At 56.0% G+C, this 19,010-nt stretch carries 16 protein-coding genes; 14 read left to right on the forward strand and 2 right to left on the reverse strand.

Features of this window, described 5'->3' with window-relative positions:
- The first annotated feature begins 9 nt into the window (after positions 1-9).
- Genes EDM57_RS13640 through cysC form a run of 6 tightly spaced genes read left to right on the forward strand, consistent with a single transcriptional unit; the run spans position 10 to position 5,504 of the window.
- Positions 10-252, forward strand: coding sequence for a DUF3906 family protein (locus EDM57_RS13640; RefSeq protein WP_122905287.1), 243 nt, complete (start codon positions 10-12; stop codon positions 250-252).
- 49 nt (positions 253-301) lie between these two features.
- Positions 302-1,825 carry a uroporphyrinogen-III C-methyltransferase gene (gene cobA / locus EDM57_RS13645; protein WP_246005807.1) on the forward strand — a complete coding sequence of 508 codons (1,524 nt, stop codon included), beginning with the start codon at positions 302-304 and terminating at the stop codon, positions 1,823-1,825.
- A gap of 18 nt (positions 1,826-1,843) precedes the next feature.
- The gene (locus EDM57_RS13650; protein ID WP_122905288.1) at positions 1,844-2,929 is read left to right on the forward strand and encodes a sulfate permease; all 1,086 of its coding nucleotides are present in this window, start codon (positions 1,844-1,846) and stop codon (positions 2,927-2,929) included.
- Positions 2,926-3,642 (forward strand): phosphoadenylyl-sulfate reductase, encoded by a 717-nt coding sequence (locus EDM57_RS13655; protein WP_122905289.1) that lies wholly within the window; start codon positions 2,926-2,928, stop codon positions 3,640-3,642. The genes EDM57_RS13650 and EDM57_RS13655 overlap by 4 nt, the downstream gene beginning before the upstream one ends.
- A 44-nt stretch (positions 3,643-3,686) precedes the next feature.
- Positions 3,687-4,829 (forward strand): sulfate adenylyltransferase, encoded by a 1,143-nt coding sequence (gene sat, locus EDM57_RS13660; RefSeq protein ID WP_122905290.1) that lies wholly within the window; start codon positions 3,687-3,689, stop codon positions 4,827-4,829.
- Between the two features lie 45 nt (positions 4,830-4,874).
- A complete protein-coding gene (gene cysC / locus EDM57_RS13665) occupies positions 4,875-5,504 on the forward strand; it encodes an adenylyl-sulfate kinase (RefSeq protein WP_122905291.1) in 630 nt (209 codons plus the stop codon).
- A 29-nt stretch (positions 5,505-5,533) separates the two neighbouring features.
- Here cysC and EDM57_RS13670 read toward each other — a convergent pair whose 3' ends face one another.
- Entirely contained in the window at positions 5,534-6,802 is a 1,269-nt protein-coding gene (locus EDM57_RS13670) for a hypothetical protein (RefSeq protein WP_122905292.1), read from the reverse strand.
- A 168-nt stretch (positions 6,803-6,970) separates the two neighbouring features.
- On the opposite strand from EDM57_RS13670, the gene EDM57_RS13675 reads away from it, so the two are divergent.
- On the forward strand, positions 6,971-9,892 hold the full coding sequence (locus EDM57_RS13675) for a DNA translocase FtsK (protein ID WP_122905293.1): 2,922 nt from the start codon (positions 6,971-6,973) through the stop codon (positions 9,890-9,892).
- A 226-nt stretch (positions 9,893-10,118) separates the two neighbouring features.
- Positions 10,119-10,514: a hypothetical protein gene (locus EDM57_RS13680; protein WP_122905294.1), complete on the forward strand. Its 396-nt coding sequence runs from the start codon at positions 10,119-10,121 to the stop codon at positions 10,512-10,514.
- Between the two features lie 70 nt (positions 10,515-10,584).
- Here the strand turns inward: EDM57_RS13680 and EDM57_RS13685 are convergent, their stop codons facing one another.
- Positions 10,585-12,123 (reverse strand): glycosyl hydrolase family 28-related protein, encoded by a 1,539-nt coding sequence (locus EDM57_RS13685; RefSeq protein WP_122905295.1) that lies wholly within the window; start codon positions 12,121-12,123, stop codon positions 10,585-10,587.
- A 194-nt stretch (positions 12,124-12,317) separates the two neighbouring features.
- On the opposite strand from EDM57_RS13685, the gene EDM57_RS13690 reads away from it, so the two are divergent.
- Genes EDM57_RS13690 through EDM57_RS13715 form a run of 6 tightly spaced genes read left to right on the forward strand, consistent with a single transcriptional unit; the run spans position 12,318 to position 18,980 of the window.
- Positions 12,318-13,301, forward strand: a complete 984-nt coding sequence (locus EDM57_RS13690) for an NAD-dependent epimerase (RefSeq protein ID WP_122905296.1) — start codon at positions 12,318-12,320, stop codon at positions 13,299-13,301.
- Positions 13,294-14,574, forward strand: coding sequence for a nucleotide sugar dehydrogenase (locus EDM57_RS13695; RefSeq protein ID WP_122905297.1), 1,281 nt, complete (start codon positions 13,294-13,296; stop codon positions 14,572-14,574). The genes EDM57_RS13690 and EDM57_RS13695 overlap by 8 nt, the downstream gene beginning before the upstream one ends.
- Before the next feature lie 44 nt (positions 14,575-14,618).
- Positions 14,619-16,517: a polysaccharide biosynthesis protein gene (locus EDM57_RS13700; protein ID WP_122905298.1), complete on the forward strand. Its 1,899-nt coding sequence runs from the start codon at positions 14,619-14,621 to the stop codon at positions 16,515-16,517.
- A gap of 5 nt (positions 16,518-16,522) precedes the next feature.
- Positions 16,523-17,527, forward strand: a complete 1,005-nt coding sequence (locus EDM57_RS13705) for an LCP family glycopolymer transferase (RefSeq protein ID WP_246005808.1) — start codon at positions 16,523-16,525, stop codon at positions 17,525-17,527.
- A 30-nt stretch (positions 17,528-17,557) separates the two neighbouring features.
- Positions 17,558-18,310, forward strand: coding sequence for a YveK family protein (locus EDM57_RS13710; protein ID WP_122905299.1), 753 nt, complete (start codon positions 17,558-17,560; stop codon positions 18,308-18,310).
- On the forward strand, positions 18,291-18,980 hold the full coding sequence (locus tag EDM57_RS13715; RefSeq protein ID WP_122905300.1) for a CpsD/CapB family tyrosine-protein kinase: 690 nt from the start codon (positions 18,291-18,293) through the stop codon (positions 18,978-18,980). The genes EDM57_RS13710 and EDM57_RS13715 overlap by 20 nt, the downstream gene beginning before the upstream one ends.
- Positions 18,981-19,010: the final 30 nt, after the last annotated feature.

Genomic DNA, 19,010 nt, shown 5'->3' on the forward strand with positions numbered 1-19,010 from the left:
GGGAGTACCATGGCAGAGGAACAAACCGAAAGCTACCTGTACAAACTGGAGGCCGTGCTCGAAGACGGGCGGCTGATGACCGTCATCGTGGTTGCCAAGACGGACGAGCGCGCCTTTTCGTCCGCTGAAAACAATCTGCTGCGGCACACCATTGCCCCGCCAAAAATCAAGGAGCTGAGCCTGGTGGAAAAGAAACCGCTCGGACGGCAGGGAGTCGGCTACGTCGTGGAAACATCCCGTTTCAGCCAGTGACACCCCAGACAGCTTTTCACCAAAGGAAGGCAGCAAGGAGGATTGATCGATGATGAACGCTGGCAGAGTCTTGTTTGTCGGGGCTGGCCCTGGCGATCCGAAACTGCTCACCATTCGCGGGAAGGAGGCGTTGCAAAAAGCCGATGTCGTCGTGTACGACCGTCTGGCTAATCCACTGCTTCTCTCCCATGTCAAAAGGGACGCCCGGCTCGTATACTGCGGCAAGGAAAGGGATCGCCACACACTGCCGCAGGAAGAGATCAACCTCCTGTTGATACGGGAAGCCAAACAGGGAAAAACGGTCGTTCGCCTGAAAGGCGGGGACCCGAGCATGTTCGGACGGGTCGGCGAGGAAGCGCAAATGTGCGTGGAGCATGGCGTGCCGTATGAGATCGTGCCGGGCATCACCTCCGGCATGGCGGCTCCGCTGTATGCAGGGATTCCGCTTACGCACCGCGACTACAATTCCTCCGTTGCGTTTGTCACCGGGCATCTGTGCGACAAAAATGCCGGCAAGGGGCCTGACTGGACAGCGCTGGCGCGGATGGAAACGCTCGTGATTTACATGGGTGTGAAAAATTTGCCGCACATCCAGGCGCAGCTTTTGGCCAGCGGAAAAAGCGGGGAGACTCCTGTCGCGCTCGTCAGATGGGGGACGGTAGGAGAGCAGCAGACACTGGTCGGGTCGCTTGCGACGATTGACCGCGATGTCGCCAATGCCGGCTTTTCCGCCCCTGCCATCATCATCGTGGGTGAAGTGGTTCGGCTTCGCGAGCAGTTGAACTGGTACGAATCACGACCGCTGTTTGGGCAGCGGGTGGCCATCGCAGCCCGACCTGGAGGCGGCGGCGATGTACTGGCGAGCAGGCTGGAGCAGCTCGGAGCAGAAGTCATCGCGATTCCGCTCGTGAAGCGTCCTTTGCAAGCTGGGGATGCGGTATTTCCCGAGGAACTTGCGGCATATGGCTGGATTTTGCTCGACGATGTGCAGCAGGCGGAGGCATTTTTGGCAGAGCTGGGCAAACGGCGGTTTGACCTGCGGCGGCTGACGTGCAGGCTCGCAGTGCGCGGGAAGCAGGCTGCTTTGTACCTGGAGAGCAGAGGGCTGTACCCGGAGCGTGTTTTCGATCACGCGGCCACTTCTGCTGCCATGAGCCGGGAACTGGCGCGGGATGGAGAGCGGATTTTGCACGTACGCGCCAACGGTGTCAACGTTTTTGCCCAGGGAGCAACAGAGCTTTTGCACCTGCCGGCAGGAGGTGTCCTGGAATGGGATGAGACGCATCCGGCCGCTTCCTGGATGAAAAAGCTGACGTTTGACTGGTTTGCTGCCGCTGACGAGGAAGTTTTGCCTGCACTGGCCGATTTTGCAGGAGCGGGCTGGGAGAGTAAGCCGATTTTTTGCGCCGATGAAAAGACGCGCGCAGTCGCAAGACAAATGGGGTGGCGCGTCGTCAGCACCGAAGAGCCGGCAAGCTTTGCCCAAGGAGTCCGGCCGCAAGAGCAAATCGCCAGTGCAGCTTGTACCCTGTACGGCACCCCTTCTTTTCTTTGTGACAACAGATTGGCATGACAGGAGGGAGTGCTGCTAGTGGATTGGAGTTATGTCGCTATCGCCATCGCTTTGTTTTTCGCGATGAATATCGGGGCCAGCGGGACCGCAGCGTCGATGGGCGCCGCATACGGCAGCGGAGCAATCAAAAACAAGTTCATCGCCATGCTGTTGGTAGCCGTAGCGGCCTTGCTGGGGGCTGTGCTGGGAGGCGGCGAGGTCGTCAAGACGATCAGCGGAGGGATCGTCCCTGCGGATCTGATGAGCATCGAGGCGGTGGTGATCGTCCTTGCTTCCGCCACGCTGACGCTGTTCGGAGCGAATCTGCTTGGGATTCCGCTCTCGACCAGCGAGGTGACGGTAGGAGCGATTGTGGGCGTGGGACTTGCCTATCAGTCTTTGTTTGTCGGACATCTCCTCGTCATCCTGCTCTTTTGGGTCGTAGTGCCAGTGGCCGCCTTTATCGGGGCCTACGGAGCCGGCAAGCTGATTGGCCGCATCGAGCGCAGCTGGCCGTCCCTGCAAAAGCCTGGCTCCAAAGGAGAGCGCTGGCTGGCCTTTTTGCTCGTCGCCTGCGGTGTGTATGAAGCTTTTTCAGCCGGAATGAACAACGTCGCGAACGCGGTCGGTCCGCTCGTGGGAGCCGGACTGATGTCGACCGAAATCGGCGTGTGGCTGGGTGGGCTGGCCGTCGCCTGCGGCTGTCTGGTGTTGGGAGGCAGGGTACTGGAAACAAACGGCAAGAAAATTACTTCGCTGTCGCTTTTGCAGGGAAGCGCGGTATCAGCTACAGGTGGAACGCTGGTGCTCGTCGCTTCGCTGTTCGGGATTCCCGTGCCGCTGACACAGGCCACGACTTGCGCGATTTTGGGCGTAGGGACGTCTGAGCGGGGCTTCATTTTGTGGCAAAAAGGAATTATCAAGCAGATCATCATGGTCTGGATCGTTTCGCCAGTCTCTTCGCTTGTCGTTTCGTTCGCTTTTGTCCATTTGTTCCTGCGCTCGGATTTGTACACGCTGGTCGTGCTCGTCAGTGTTTTCGTGGCGACGCTGGGCTTTGTGGGGCTGATCCGCCTGATTCGCAGGGAAAACAGTTCAATCAACGATCAAGGAGGGGGCATATGAGCCGTCTGCATTACGATACGGTAACAGCCGAGCAGCTCGCTGAAATCAACAAGAGTCTCGCCAAGGGAGATACCATCGATGTCATCAAGTGGGCCTACGAGACGTTTGGCGACGATCTGGTCTATTCGTGCAGCTTCGGGGCAGAAGCGATGGTGCTTATCGATATGATAAGCGGGGTGAAAAAAGACGCTCGCGTCACTTTTCTCGATACCCACCTGCATTTTCCTGAAACGTATGAATTGATTGAAAAAGTGCGTGCGCGCTACCCCGACTTGCAATTGACGATCAAGGAGCCAGAGCTGTCACTTGCCGAACAGGCAGCAGAGTACGGTGACGAGCTGTGGGCTACTAAGCCCGACCTGTGTTGTCACTTGCGCAAGGTACAGCCGATGGAAAGCGTGCTGAAAGGAACGGTTGCCTGGATGTCGGGCTTGCGCAGGGAACAGTCTGCGACGAGGGCAGACGTTCAGTTTGTCAATCGCGACGAGAAGTTTCAGTCGCTGAAAATTTGTCCGCTGATTCACTGGAAGACCGAAGAGGTGTGGCAGTATATCCGCGGGTTTGGACTGCCGTACAATGTCTTGCACGACCAAAGCTACCCGAGCATCGGCTGTGCGCCGTGCACGCGTCCGGTCAAACCGGGCGAAGACGAGCGCGCGGGCCGCTGGGCGAATTTGGGCAAGACAGAGTGCGGACTGCATCTCGCCAAGTAGGCGTGAAAAAAGAGCACAACCGAAATGGATGAGGAGGGCTTCATGTGAGTGGTAGCATTCCGCATGGAAACGTACTGGTAAACCGTTTTGACCCGACGGCGGACCTGTCGCGTGCGACGGGCGAGGTCGAGATTGATGCATTTGCGCTGTCGGATCTGGAGTTGATCGCCATTGGAGGGTACAGTCCGATTACCGGATTTTTGCAACGTCACGACTATGAGTCGGTAGTCGAGCGGATGAGACTCGCGGACGGCACGGTCTGGAGCATTCCGATCACGCTCCCGGTTCCGGCGACGGTGGCGAATACTCTTCAGACAGGAGACACCGTTCGTCTGGTCTATCAGGGAGAGGTGTACGGCCTGCTGGAGATTGCCGATATTTACTCCCCGGACAAACAGAAAGAGGCGCGGCACGTGTACGGCACGGATGACGTAAACCACCCTGGGGTGAAAAAGCTGCTGGATCGCCCCGAGACTTATCTCGGCGGGCCGATTACGCTGGTGAAACGCGCTGACAAAGGGCCGTTTGCCGATTATCACTTCGACCCAGCCGAGACGAGAGCCGCGTTTGCGGAAAAAGGTTGGAAGACAATCGTCGGCTTCCAGACGCGCAATCCGGTGCATCGCGCCCATGAATACATTCAAAAATCAGCACTGGAAATCGTCGATGGCCTGTTTTTGAATCCGCTCGTGGGCGAGACGAAGGCAGATGACATCCCTGCCGATGTGCGGATGAAGAGCTATCAGGTGCTTCTGGAAAAATATTACCCGGCAGGTCGGGTCAAGCTCGCCGTCTTTCCTGCCGCCATGCGCTACGCGGGGCCGCGCGAAGCCATTTTCCACGCGCTGGTGCGCAAAAACTACGGCTGCACCCACTTTATTGTCGGCCGAGATCACGCGGGCGTCGGCAACTACTACGGGACATACGATGCCCAGCACATTTTCCGCCAGTTCCAGCCAGAGGAGCTTGGGATTACGCCGCTGTTTTTTGAGAACAGCTTTTACTGCAAAACCTGCGGCAATATGGCCTCATCGAAAACGTGCCCGCACGGTTCGGAGCATCATGTGGCGCTGTCTGGCACGAAGGTGCGGGAAATGCTGGCGCGCGGGGAAGCGCCGCCTCCTGAGTTCAGCCGGCCGGAAGTGGCACGCGTGCTGATCGAAGGGCTTCGTCCGCTCTCTGTGTGAGGAAGAAGCAGCGAGTTTTTTGGAAACGAAGAAGGAGGATCGCGCATGGCAAAGGAAGGAGTTGCCAACATCGTTTGGCATCCGACGACGGTGACCAAGGAGGATCGGCAGAAGCGGGCAGGACACAAAAGCTGCGTCCTGTGGTTTACGGGACTGTCCGGAGCCGGAAAATCGACGTTGGCCAATGCGGTTGAGCAGGAGCTGCATCAGCGAGGCTTGGCGAGCTACGTGCTGGATGGCGACAACATCCGCCACGGTCTGAACAAAGGGCTGGGCTTCGGCGAAGAAGACCGCAAAGAAAATATTCGCCGCATCGGTGAGGTGGCCAAACTGTTCGTCGATGCAGGCGTGATTGTTTTGACGGCATTCATCTCGCCTTATCGATCGGATCGCGAACTGGCGCGCAGTCTGGTAGAGGCGGGAGAGTTTATCGAAGTGTATGTAAAATGCCCGCTGGAAGAGTGCGAGCGTCGGGATGTGAAGGGGCTGTACGCAAAGGCGCGGCGCGGGGAAATCGGGCAGTTTACCGGAATATCCGCTCCCTATGAGGAGCCGCTGCAGCCGGAGATTGTGATTGAGAGCAGTGAGCAGACGATTGAGGAGTCGGTTGCTGCCGTGCTGGCCTATCTGGAGCAGGCGGGAATCCTCACGTATGAGAAAAAGCACGACGCGTAGTTGCGCCGTGCTTTTTCGCTGTGTGGGAATTAAGGAGTGGTTGCTTTTGTTTCTTCTGCCCACTCGGCTTCCAGTTCTTTTTGCCATTTGACGTCGTCCAGCATGCTTTGCGCGAAGTGGCGCATAAAGCCTTTGTCGCTGAAGTTGCTGATCGCTTTTTCATCTTTGTACAGATCTTCTGCTGTCAGGCCAGCGTCTTTTGCCGGAACGTCGTACTTGGTTGCTTTTCCGAAGTTGTACGCGTATTGATCGGCATACAGACCGACTGTCAGAGGCTGTTTCATTTCAGGCGACTGGAAGGTTACGTTCAGGTCGCTCTTCTGGTGTACAGGCATTTTGTTTTTGTCTACATAGAAATCGAGGTTCCAGGCGAGGTTTTGGAAGCCTTCTTTTTTCAGTTCTTCCACGATTTTTTCAGGCGTGTACACTTTGCCTGTTTCGTCCAGCCATGCTTTTGCATCTTTCAGGATTTCGTTGATGGTTGCTTCGGCGTTGGCGCGTTTTTCTGCCTCGGTCGTTTTGCCCAAGTCCGGGAACATTTCTTCGGTCAGGGAGTTGGTCAGAACCATCATGTCGATTGCGAATGTTTTTACGTCCTGGCTTGCTACTGCGTCATTGGCTGTGAAGAAGAACATTTTCACCAGTTCTTTGGCGTCGATTTTCACGGTTACGTGAGTCGCTTCCACTTTTTCGCCGTTTGGCAGAGTGACGGTTTCGATGCCCAGGTTTTTCGCGTCAGCCAGCTTGTAGCCGTATTTGCCTACGTATTTTTTGATGAAATCCAGTGTAAGCTGGTTCATTTTGTCCTGGAATTCTTTCAGCTTGGCCGGGTTCACCTGTTCGTTTTCGTTCAGACCGGTGAGAGCCCCGGAAGTGCTGGTATCGATCAGCAAGTATTTGCTGTCGAGGGGAGATTTTACGAATACTTTGTCATCACTGACGACCAGTTCGACGGACGCCTTTTTGTCGCCAGTCCAGAGGTTGTTGTCGCGAAGTACCTTGTCATCGTTTACTTCCAGCTGGACCTTCGCGTTTTTCACATCGAGCTGGGAGCCTTTCAGTGTCACGCCTGCTTTCATGGCAGACAAGATGGCTTGCCCCTGTTTGTCCGGCGCGGTTTCCCCGAGCGCTGCCGGCAATTTGTCTACGTCTCCGGTCAGCTTCAAGGTTCCTTGAAAATCGTAGTTTGGTTTATCGATGGATGCCACGATCGAATCGCGTACCAGCGAAGCCTCACCAGCACAGCCGGTAAGCAAGAGCATTCCTGCAAGAAGCAGGGCGCTTCCCTTTTTCCACATACGCTGTGTTCCTCCCCTATGTAATGGTTGTTGTTCCACTAACTATTACGTCCAAAGAAAGAAAAGGTTTCGCAAATACGGAAAAAAAACACAATCAGCCTAAATCATGGACTGTTTCGTGGTAAGATGAAAGGGAATAGATGGTTAGCAAAGAAAGGACGTTGCAGCATGTGGTTGTGGCTTCAAAAGCTGATGAAATTTTTTCAGGGCGAAGAGGAGCAGGAAGAGGCAGTGGAAGCGCGCCCAGTGGCGAGCCCGCAAGCAAGCTCCGCACCTCCCGTCCCCCGCAAGCCTCAGGCGAAGACAAAAAGCATTTACCCGAAAGAGCGGGTAAATGCTCGAAATATAGACGACGTACGTCCGCGCAGGGAGCGTCAGTTCCGTTTTCCTGTCGTGCCAGACGATTATTTGGAAAACAAGCGAAACGAAAAAAGGAATCAGCAGGCAGCAGAGGATTCCTTGCACGCTCACTCGCCTGTGCGTGAGCGGGAGACGCTTCGCCCGCGTGAGCAATACGCGCCGGAAAAGCAGGCGGAGACTATCGCAGAACAGTCGGCTGTCGAGTACAAGCGTGACATTCAGCGGCGGCAGACAGCGAGACGGACGGAAAGCGTCTCTCGCACGTTGCTTGCGCCGGAGGAAAAGAAGGCGTACCGCCCGTCGGAGATCGTCTCGCCTGTTTACGGCAAAATCACCCCGTCCACCCGTGAGGCGGAACACCGCATCCACACGACAGGGGGAGTGGTGTATCCGCGGCTGGAGCAGGAAGAGCATCTGCAGCAGATCAAGCAGCGGGAGCAGGAAATCAGCGAGCAGCTCGATCGCACCGTTCGGTCGGGCGCGCAGGAAACCGACGCGCTGGCGGAGGTTGTGTCGGTTGAAGGAGTGGAGCCAGGGCGAGCAGAAGAAGCCGTGTCTGTTGAAGGAGTGGAGCCAGGGCGAGCAGAGGAAGACGTGTCGGTTGAAGGAGTGGAGCCAGGGCGAGCAGAGGAAGCCGTGTCGGTTGAAGGAGTGGAGCCAGGGCGAGCAGAAGAAGCCGTGTCTGTTGAAGCCGTGGAGCCAGAGCAAACAGAAGAAGCCGTGTCCGTTGAAGGCGAGGGGCCAGAGCAAACAGAGGAAGCCCTGTCTGTTGAAGCCGTGGAGCCAGAGCAAACAGAGGACGCTGTGTCCGTAGAAGCCGTGAAGCCAGAGCAAACAGAAGAAGTTTTGTCTGCGGGCGGCGAGAATCCACCACACCAAGGCGACAGCCTGACAGACGGAGCAGATGCAGCGCAGGCAGTGGACGAGCTTGAAAGCGTGAGGGAACAGCGTGAGCATGGCGTCATAGCGGACAAGCCGGAAAATGAAGCCGAATGGCCAGCAGCCGATTCCTTGTCGGAAGCACGGGCAGAAGCGGCAGTTCCTGAGCAGCAAGCACAGCCAGCGGAACTGCCGGATCAGACTACGGTGCCCGTTTCTGCAGAAGAAGAAAAGCAGGTGCCAGCCTACACACAAGACGTCAATCGCTTGCTGGCGCGGGCCATGCCGGATGCCCAGGCGGAAGCTTCTGCTGCGGCGCAGGCGGCGAGCGCGGTTTCCGAGGCAGCCGCTACAGACATTTTGCACGAGCAGAGCGCAAGTCCGCTGTCGCCCGTGACCGAACTGCCTGAGCCACCAGCCGCAGCGAAAAGCCAGGAGCAGCCATACGCCCTGCCGTCGCTTGCATTGCTCAATCCGAGCCCGCCGATCAGCGAGGATGACAATGAACATACGCAACTGCAAAAGCTGCTGCTGGAAGAGACGTTGTCCAATTTCAACGTCAGCGCGAGCGTCGTCGGCATCGTCAAAGGGCCGTCTGTCACGCGCTTCGAGCTGCAGCCGGCGCCAGGGGTGAAGGTGAACAAAATTACCGGGCTGATCGACGACATCAAGCTGAATCTGGCTGCAAAGGACATTCGCATCGAAGCGCCGATTCCGGGCCGCAATGCCATCGGGATCGAGGTGCCGAACTTGACGAGCCGTCCTGTGCTGATCGAGAAAATAATCGGCTCGGAAAAATTCCAGCAGCATCCGTCGCCATTGGCTGTGGCACTTGGCATGGACATCGGCGGCGAACCGATTATTGCCGACATCAAAAAAATGCCGCACGGCCTGATTGCTGGCGCGACCGGATCGGGGAAAAGCGTCTGCATCAACTCGATCATTGTCAGCCTGCTCTACAAGGCGACACCGGAGCAGGTCAGACTGCTTTTGATCGACCCGAAAATGGTCGAGTTGGCACCGTACAATCATTTGCCGCATCTTGTGACGCCAGTGGTGACAGAGGCCAAGCAGGCGACGGCGGCGCTGAAATGGGCCGTCGAGGAAATGGAAAAACGCTACGCCTTGTTCGTCGATGCGGGGGTTCGGGACATCGACCGCTACAACCAGACGACAGACGATCAGCTGCCGTATATCGTCATCGTCATCGACGAGCTGGCAGACCTGATGATGGTTTCTCCGCAAGACGTGGAAGATTGCATCATCCGGATCGCGCAAAAGGCACGCGCCTGCGGCATTCATTTGCTGCTTGCAACCCAGCGGCCGTCGGTGGACGTCATCACGGGCAATATCAAGGCAAACGTGCCGACGCGTCTGGCCTTTGCCGTCTTCTCCCAGGTCGACTCGCGCACGATTCTCGACCAGTCCGGAGCAGAGCGGTTGCTGGGCAGAGGGGACATGCTGTTTTTGGAGAGCGGTACGACTCCTGTACGCTTGCAGGGCAACTTTGTGTCCGACGACGAGATCGAAAGAATTACGCAGACAATCAAGAAGCAGCGCAAGCCGACGTACCTGTTCAGCAAGGAAGACCTGGAGCAGCAGGTGCAATCCTACGATGCAGGCGACGATCCGCTGTACATGGAGGCACTCCTGTTTGTGGCGGAACAAGGCCAGGCTTCGGCATCAGGACTGCAGCGCCGCTTCCGGGTCGGCTACAACCGCGCAGCGCGCCTGATCGAGATGATGGAAGCAGACGGCTACGTCGCCGGGCAGAGCGGAGGCAAGGCGCGGGCGGTGCTCATCACGCGCGAGGACGCGCAGGCAGTGGCGGAAGGCTCGACATTGCTGTAAAAAAGAGAAGTTATATAGAAGCAGAAAAGCTTGCCAAACACGGCAAGCTTTTTTTTGAACGAGGCAAGATATGGATGCCTGTTACCATCCCCGGCTGTGAATGACTTCTATTGTGCCGACCACAGGGAGAATATTCAACATTTTCTGGAAAATACGTTGCCGAAATATTCGTCAACATATATGCTATAGGATAGATTGTGGCGATAGCTGGAAGGGGACCAGGAAAATGAATCCGCTTGCGAAAAAGTATCAGCAAATCGATGACCAGCTCGTGTTGTTCAACGAGGAGTATTACTTGAGCGTGGAGAAACTCGACATCTCCTCCCTGACACAGGAAACGAGAGAGGTGCTGTTCAACCACCTCTACGATTTCGACAGCAATGATATGGAACTGGAAATCGACGTGTCCGAGGAAGACAAAGGAGTTTGGTACCTGCAACTGCTCGTACCGCATGTGCTGACCTTGCCGGAAGCAGCGAAAAGACGCATCGAGAAAGGCGCGGAGCAGTTGGCCCAGCATCTGGCAGAACAGGTGGGGGCGACGAGCCAGGTGCGTCTGCAAAACGAGGAAATTTATGAATATGTAAAGCGGTACAATCCGGATTTGGAGCGGATCGCCTAGTAAAAAAACATCTCTTCTGCCCTGTGCAAAACCAGGGAGGAGGGATGTTTTTTTCGGGGAGAAAGTTGTGTTAACTTTTTGCAATCTTGGTAGCCAGCCACGTGCAGGCGGTCTTGCTTGTCGTGGTCGCGACCCACTCGCACGGCTGCCCGTTTACAGGGGTAATCAGCCTGAGTGTATCGCCTTTGATCCCTCCGTATTTAACCGACGAGCTGGGAGGCGTACTGACGTAGACGATTCGCTCGTTAATCGCCACGTTGGGGAGATAGGAAGAGTTGTCAGAACTGTAGCCGCTCGTCAAACTGACGGGTACGGGTACGTTTTTCATGGACAGCGTGATTTTGTCTGAAGTTTTGTGGTAGAACATTTTTCCGCTGACCTGGCTGAAGTCTCCACCGTCTATCGTGAGAAAAAGCGGGTAGGACCCGGTACCGTACAGGGCGATGACGTGCTGGGAGCCGGAGTAGCGGTTGTTTTCCAGATAAACGTGCCCGCAGCGGTTCAAATACAGGTTTTTTCTGAGGCGCGGATCGAACGAACAGTTGCGGACGGTAACGACCCTCTCCGACGGGACATCCCACGGTTCGAGACTGAGTGCGTAGCCGTCGATGGCGGGGGCCGAATCGGCGGCCTCGAAGCTGCAGCCGTCAAACACCAGCCCGATGTTGTCGTAGTCGACGGAAAGACCGCTGCCAACCGTCCGGTCCGCACCTTGTGCAGTCGTGTGCAGGACCCATTTGCAGTGTGCGAAAGTCATGTTTCGCATGAAATTGACGCGGTTTTTATTGCTGGCAGAGGTGTAGAAGGTGGAGGCGCTGATCGTGCCCGTCAGACAGCTCAGGCTGAAGCTGTCCATGGAAACGAGTTGGCTGCCCTGCACGACAATCGGTGCGGACGGATGTCCTTCCAGATCGAGCTGCTGCCGACAGTGAATATTGCTTAGGTTCACCAGCATCGGATGGCTGCCGTCGTAAGCTTCGTTCAGTTCTACTTCAAACCGGTCGCACAGGACGTTGACCGCGTTCAGCCGTTCCAGTCCGCCTGTTACTGTAATGTCCGAACGGGTACGTTTGCGACCGTCACTGTAAAAATCGCAGATCGATACCGAGCGGACGTAGCAGTTCGTTTCTCCCGCGAAGTAAAAATGGTCGGCTACCCCGTCGGTGCACCAGATGTTTTGCAACAGCACGTAGTTGAGATAGCTGTCAGGGCCGTCGCCGCGAATGTAGAAGTCGGCGGAGTGCTCGTAGGCGTACGGGTCTTGCGGCACAGGATTGGCGCGTGCATTGGAGTCGATTTTCAGATTGGACACGACCAATGAGTCAGCGTCCCCGCCCGCAGTAGTGATCGAAAACAGCCATCGCCAGTCTGCCGCCGTAGAATTGGCTTGGCGCTTCAAAACGGAAAAGGGACCGGCACCTTGCATCACCAGGCTTTGGCCTTTGCCCAGTGTCACGGCCAGTCTTGCAGGTTCAATGAGGTACGTTCCCGGCGGAAAATACAACGGGAGTTGCTGCTGGACTGCGGCTGCCAGAGCGTTTGAAAGCGCTTGCGTATCATCGCTGATCCCGTCCCCCCTTGCGCCATACGTCTTCACATCAAGGATCATCCACTTATTCCCTCCATATCGTCCATTCGGCAACACAAGATTGTGTTTCTTTCATTTCATTCAAAAACGAAAAAATGTTGACAACCATTTTGCAAAACAGGCGACCGTTTGCCCGAAGCGTGCGCGAGCCTCTTTCATCCTGCTGGCATATTTGTCCTAGAACCTCCGTATGAATAAGCAAAGAGGTGGAAAGTATGTCGATTCTAGTGACAGGCACTGCAGGATTCATCGGATTTCACGTGGCGAAAAGACTTTTGGAAGGAGGGGAAGTCGTATGGGGGGTCGATAATTGCAACGATTATTACGATCCCCGTTTGAAAGAAAAAAGATTGGAAATGCTCCATGCGTTCGAACGGTTCCATTTTTATAAAGCGGACATTGCCGATCAGGTGACAATGGACGAGTTGTTTCGCAAAATTCAGCCGGAACGTGTCATTCATCTGGCTGCACAGGCTGGTGTCCGATACAGCCTGGAAAATCCTCATGCCTACACAACCTCCAATATCACAGGTTTTCTGCACATTCTGGAAGGCTGCCGGCAGACGGGCGTCAAGCATTTGCTGTACGCTTCGTCCAGCTCTGTGTACGGCGGCAACAGGAAGCTGCCTTTTTGCGAGACGGACCCGGTCGATGAACCGAACAGCCTGTATGCCGCGACGAAAAAAGCCAATGAGCTGATGGCGTACACGTACAGCCACCTGTACGGGATTCCCGCGACAGGAATGCGCTTTTTCACCGTGTACGGACCGTGGGGACGCCCGGATATGGCGCTGTACACATTCACAAAGGCGATCTTGGCGGGAGAGCCTGTCCGCATTTTCAACCACGGCAAAATGATTCGGGATTTCACGTACATTGACGATGTGGTCGAGGGAGTCCACAGACTCATGGAACGGCTGCCTGAGCCGCAGGACGGCAAGGCGCCGCACCAGGTGCTGAATATCGGGAATCATCAGCCTGTCGAGCTGCTTCAATTCCTGGCGATTTTGGAACAAAAGCTGAACAAACCCGCAAACCGCCACTACATGCCCATCCAGCCGGGAGACGTGCCGACTACTTTTGCCTCTGTAGATGCCCTGTATGCGAAAACAGGCTTTCGTCCCCATACGCCAATCGAAGTAGGCATCGCCCGCTTTGTCGATTGGTATCTCGACTATTACGGTGATGCCCATGCGTAAAAAAGCAGGAGTCGTCGGGCTCGGATATGTCGGATTGCCTGTTGCGGTCGCTTTCGGGAAAAAAGTGCCTGTCATCGGCTACGATCTGGACGCAAGGCGAATCGCCGCGCTGCAGGAGGGATGGGACGAGACGGGAGAGCATACGGCGGAGGAACTGGCGCGCACGAGCGTCACCTACACGGACGATCCCGAGAAGCTTGCAGAGTGCGACTTCATTATCGTCACGGTGCCAACGCCAGTCGACGAGGCCAAACGTCCTGATTTGAGAGCGTTGCTGCTCGCCTCGGAAACGGTCGGGAAGCATATGCAGCCGGGAACGATTGTCGTCTATGAATCTACGGTGTACCCTGGCGCGACCGAAGAAGTGTGCGTGCCAGCGTTGGAGCGCGCGTCCGGGAAGCGCGCAGGCGAGGACTTTTTTGTCGGTTACTCGCCCGAGCGGATCAATCCAGGGGACAGAGAGCGCAGGCTCGCGGACATCGTCAAGGTCGTCTCCGGCCAAGACCAGGCGACCTGCGACGAGATTGCCGAGATGTACGCTTTGGTAGTAGAGGCGGGCATCTATAAAGCGTCCTCGATCCAGGTTGCAGAGGCCGCCAAGGTCATTGAAAACACGCAACGCGATCTGAATATCGCCCTGATTAACGAGTTGGCGATCATTTTTGACCGACTGGGAATCGCGACAGCAGAGGTGCTGGAAGCAGCCGGAACCAAGTGGAACTTCCTCCGCTTTACACCGGGGCTGGTAGGCGGTCACTGCATCGGGGTCGATCCGTACTATTTGACCTACAAGGCTGAGAGTGTGGGGTATCATCCGCAGGTGATCCTGGCGGGACGCCGCATCAATGATGGCATGGGAAAATTCGTCGCTACTTCCCTGGTCAAGCAGATGATCTGGCGCAACATCCCGATTCAAGGCTCGCGCGTGACGATTCTGGGCATGACCTTCAAGGAGAATGTTCCGGACATTCGCAATAGCCGGGTGATTGACATCGTCAACGAACTGCGGGAATTCGGCGTTGAGGTGCAGGTGACTGACGATCTGGCAGACCCGGCGAAGACGTGGGCGGAGTATGGCATCAGACTTCGGGATTGGGACGATTTGCAGCCGGCCGACGCGTTGGTTTTGGCGGTTCCGCACGCGAAGTACGTGCATCTTGGCTGGGGGGAGCTGTCGTCCTTGCTGCATGGAGGTTGCGGCGTGATCGCGGATGTGAAGAGCGTGCTAAATCTAAAAACATGCCCGTCTGACATCGTGGTCTGGCGCTTGTAGAGGCAGCCACGATTGCGAGTGCAGACAATCTGGAGCGGATGCATATGAGCTACCGGAAGCGAAGATTCTGGTTAAGCTTGTCGGACGCAGGAATCATCGGTATAGCTGTTTGGCTTGCCTGCCTGGTTCGATTTGATTTTTCCTTTACAGAAATAAGCGATTATCAGCCTGTCTACCTGATCGTCGGACATGTACTGTTCGTTTTGGCGGGCATGCATGCGGCTGAGTTGTACCGTCCCGTTTACCGCTACGTCAGCGCAAACGAGCTCGTCTCGATTGTCAAGGCGACAAGCTTGTCCATTCTGGTGCTCAGCTTTTGCTGGAACAATCTGGGGCAATGGCTGTTTGTGTCTGCACGGATTCCGCTTTCCCTGTTTTTGCTTACGTGGATGTTTGTGCTGATGGGGATGACAGGTTCGCGCTTCGTCTGGAAATGGTGGAAGGAGGAACGGGAAAAAAGGAGTCAGGACCGCAGGCGGACACTGATCGTCGGAGCTGGAAGCGCGGGTGTGCTGGTCGCAAGGGAGATGAGACAGTCGCCCTTGTCGGAGCAGCGGCCGATCGCTTTCATTGATGACGAGCCCGGCAAGCAAAACTTGCGGGTGTACGGCTTGCCCGTCGTCGGAAAACGGGAGGACATCCCGCGCATCGTGCAGCGGCAGGCCATCTCGGATATTGTCATCGCCATGCCGTCCGCTTCCCGGCAAACGATCCGGGACATTTTTGACATCTGCAAAACGACGAGAGCGAGCGTCAAAATTTTGCCGCACGTCTCGGATATTCTCAACGGAAAAATCAGCATGAGCATGATTCGCAACGTCAGACTCGAGGACTTGCTGGGACGCGAGCCAGTGGAACTTGATCTGGACGAAATTTCCAATTACTTGCAGCATCAGGTCGTGCTCGTGACAGGGGCCGGAGGTTCGATCGGCTCGGAGCTGTGCCGGCAGATTGCCAGATTTGGCCCGGCGAAGCTGCTTTTGCTCGGGAATGAGGAAAACGGCATCTTTGAAATCAGCCTGGAACTTGGGCGATTGTTTCCGGAGCTTGCGACGGTCAGCCTGATCGCGGATATTCGCGATCGGCAGCGAATGGCTGCGATCATGGGCGAGTACCGCCCGGCCGTCATTTTTCATGCGGCAGCCCACAAGCATGTGCCACTGATGGAGCAAAACCCGAGCGAGGCGTTGAAGAACAATATTTTGGGAACGAAAAATGTCGCGGAGTGCGCACTGGAAGCAGAAGCGAAGCATTTTATCCTGATTTCGACCGACAAGGCGGTGAATCCGACGTCTGTGATGGGCGCGACCAAGCGCGTCGCCGAGCTTTTGATTCAGGGCTACAACCGCTTCGGGCATACCCGCTTTGCGGCCGTTCGCTTCGGCAACGTGCTCGGGAGCAGAGGCAGTGTCGTCCCGATTTTTCTTGACCAGATACGGGCTGGCGGTCCGGTGACGATCACACATCCGGACATGGAACGGTTTTTCATGACGATCCCGGAAGCAGCCCAGTTGGTAATTCAGGCCGGAGCGCTGGCGCAGGGCGGAGAGATTTTCGTGCTCGACATGGGCAAGCCTGTCAAGATCGTCGATATGGCGATGGACCTGATCCGCCTGGCTGGTTTGGAGCCGGGAAAAGATATTCCGATCGTCTACACGGGGATTCGCTCGGGAGAAAAGCTGTATGAAGAGCTGCTGACGGCGGAAGAAGAGTTGACTTCTACTTGCCATGACCGGATTTTCATCGGCAAGCCGCTCGACTTTTCCTGGAGTGAGCTGATGACAGCCATTTCCCGCCTGGAGCAGCTTGCGAAAAAGGGTGGGATGGTCGAGGACGATCCTGCGATTATTGAAATCCTGCAAGGAATCATTCCGAATTATCAATCTTCCTCCCAGCCGAAAGAAGAGGCGAAGCCAGTACCGTATTCGGTAGCGACGGGATGATGGAGATGACGAGGACCAGGAAAAAGAAGTGGAGACGTCTCTTGTTGTTTTCAGGGATCGCTTGTCTCATCGCCGTGGGAGGGTACGTGGCCTATGTGTACGTGTCGCTGCAAGAGACGGCAAAGAGCATGTACGTCCCGATCCGGACGCAAAAGTCGCTTTCGTCCTCTGCGCTTGCGGCATCGTCCGGGCAGCAGACGCAGTTCTCGCCTTCGCAGCAGGAGCCAGTGCCAGAAAAAGCGCAGGAGCCTCTCACGGTGCTTGTGCTCGGAATTGATGAGCGGGAAAACGACAAAGGACGCTCGGATGTGATTCTCGTACTGACGGTCAATCCAGAGAAAGAGTCGGCGCTTTTGCTCAGCATCCCGCGGGATACGCGCGCACAGCTTGCCGGGACGAAGACGATGGATAAGATCAATCACGCCTACGCTTTTGGCGGGCTGCAGCAGGCCGTGGACACGGTGGAGCAATTCATCGCGACTCCCGTCGATTATGTCGTGGCAGCCAATATGGAAGGCTTTGCCGGGATGATTGACGCTTTGGGCGGAGTAGAGGTAGACAATCAGTTCACTTTTACCTACGCAGATTACGACTTCCCGCTCGGCCCCATCCATCTGGACGGCCAGCAGGCGCTCGCCTATGCGCGCATGCGCTACGAGGACCCGCGCGGCGATCTCGGCAGAAACGAGCGGCAGCAGTTGCTTTTGAAAGCATTGATGCAAAAGAAGGCGGCTTTGGCGTCTCCCGCCGCGTTGAACGAGGTGCTGGAAACGTTGGCCAAATACGTAAAGACGAACATGACGTTTGCCGACATGAAAAGGCTCGTCCAAAACTACAGCACAGCCGTATCGAGCGTGGAGACGATCCGGATGGAAGGAAAGGGCCAGCTCATCAACGGCATCTACTACTATATCGTCAGCCCGGAAGAGCGACAAAAGCTGAGCGAGCAGCTGTCTGCCTTTCGCCAGCTGACGAACGGCCCACAGTCAACTGCCGAAACAAGCGAGTGACAGCCTGGAGGGGCGAAGGGGGGAGCAAAAATGAATGAAACCGTGAATCTGCGGGAAATGTTGCTGGTCTTGTCCAAACGCTGGGGCGTGATCTTGCTGGTTACTTCCATTTTTACAATCGGGACGGCGCTCATCAGCTTCTTTCTGTTGACGCCGATCTATCAGGCCAAGACAGAAATTTTGGTGAATCGCTCCTTGAACGCGAATCCGGAAGGGGTATTGTCCGTAGCCGAGATTGATTCCAACCTGAAGCTGATCGAGACGTATCGGGTCATTATCGAGAGCCCGCGGGTAATGGAGAAGGTCGTGGAAGCGATTGGACAAGGGGCGAGCATGGAGTCGCTCTTGCTGCACACGAAAGTAGAGCCTGTCAAAGATTCGCAGGTGATTTCCATTACGGTGGAGGACCCCGATCAGGCGCGAGCCGTACTGATCGCCAATACGATTGCCAAGACTTTTCAGGAAGAAATCGTCAACATGCTGAGCATGAACAACGTGCACATTCTTGCAGAGGCGCGGCACAACCCGGCGGCAAAACCAGTCAGTCCGCAGCCTGTCCTAAACTCGATCATCGGCTTTGTGCTCGGGCTTGCTTCTTCCATCGGCGTTGTGTTTTTCATGGAGCATCTCGATACCCGTCTGCGCTCGGAAAAGGAAGTGGAGGACTATTTGGGACTGCCTGTGCTCGCCACGATTGCTGTCATTGACAAAAGGTCGAAAAAGCTTTTTCGGCAAAAAAAGTTGGAGGGGGTGAAAGGCGAGTATGAGAAGGCAGAAGCATGACGATCGTTATCAAAAGCTGATTGCGCATTGGGACCCGCTCTCCCCGCTGGTGGAAGGCTACCGGACCTTGAAGCTGAACATTGCGTTTTCCACGCAAGATCAGATGCTGCAGACGATTTTGGTGACAAGCCCGGGGGCGTCGGAAGGGAAGACGGTAACAGCAGCCAATCTGTCGCTGATGATGGCAAAAGATCGGCGCAAGACCGTATTGGTCGATTTCGATCTGCGCAATCCCCGTATCCACTTCACGTTTGAAATGCCGAATCTGTACGGGGTCAGCTCCTATATGAGCGGCATGTGCCCGTTTTCTGACATTGTCCAGGACTCCGGGGTGCCCGACCTGTTCATTGTGACAGCGGGACCGATTCCGCACAGTCCGGCTGAGCTGTTGGGAACGCCGCGTCTGTCGGAATTGCTGGAGCAGTTGCGCAACCATTTTGACGTGGTGGTCATGGACAGTCCTCCGCTGATCGTGAGTGACGCGATGGTGCTGGCCAGGGAAGCGGACGGGTGCGTGCTCGTGGTCGATGCCGGCAAGACGAGGCGGGACCCGGCGGTTCGGGCGGTCGAGCAGTTGAAAACGGCGGGCGCAAACCTGCTTGGGGTCGTGCTGAACAACAAAAAACTGGGGAAGCGGGAAGGCTACTACGGTTATGGCTATGTGGAATAGTCCAGTCGGAAACGGGGGCGACTAGCGCCG

It is taken from the genome of Brevibacillus gelatini (assembly GCF_003710935.1).
Lineage (GTDB): Bacteria > Bacillota > Bacilli > Brevibacillales > Brevibacillaceae > Brevibacillus > Brevibacillus gelatini.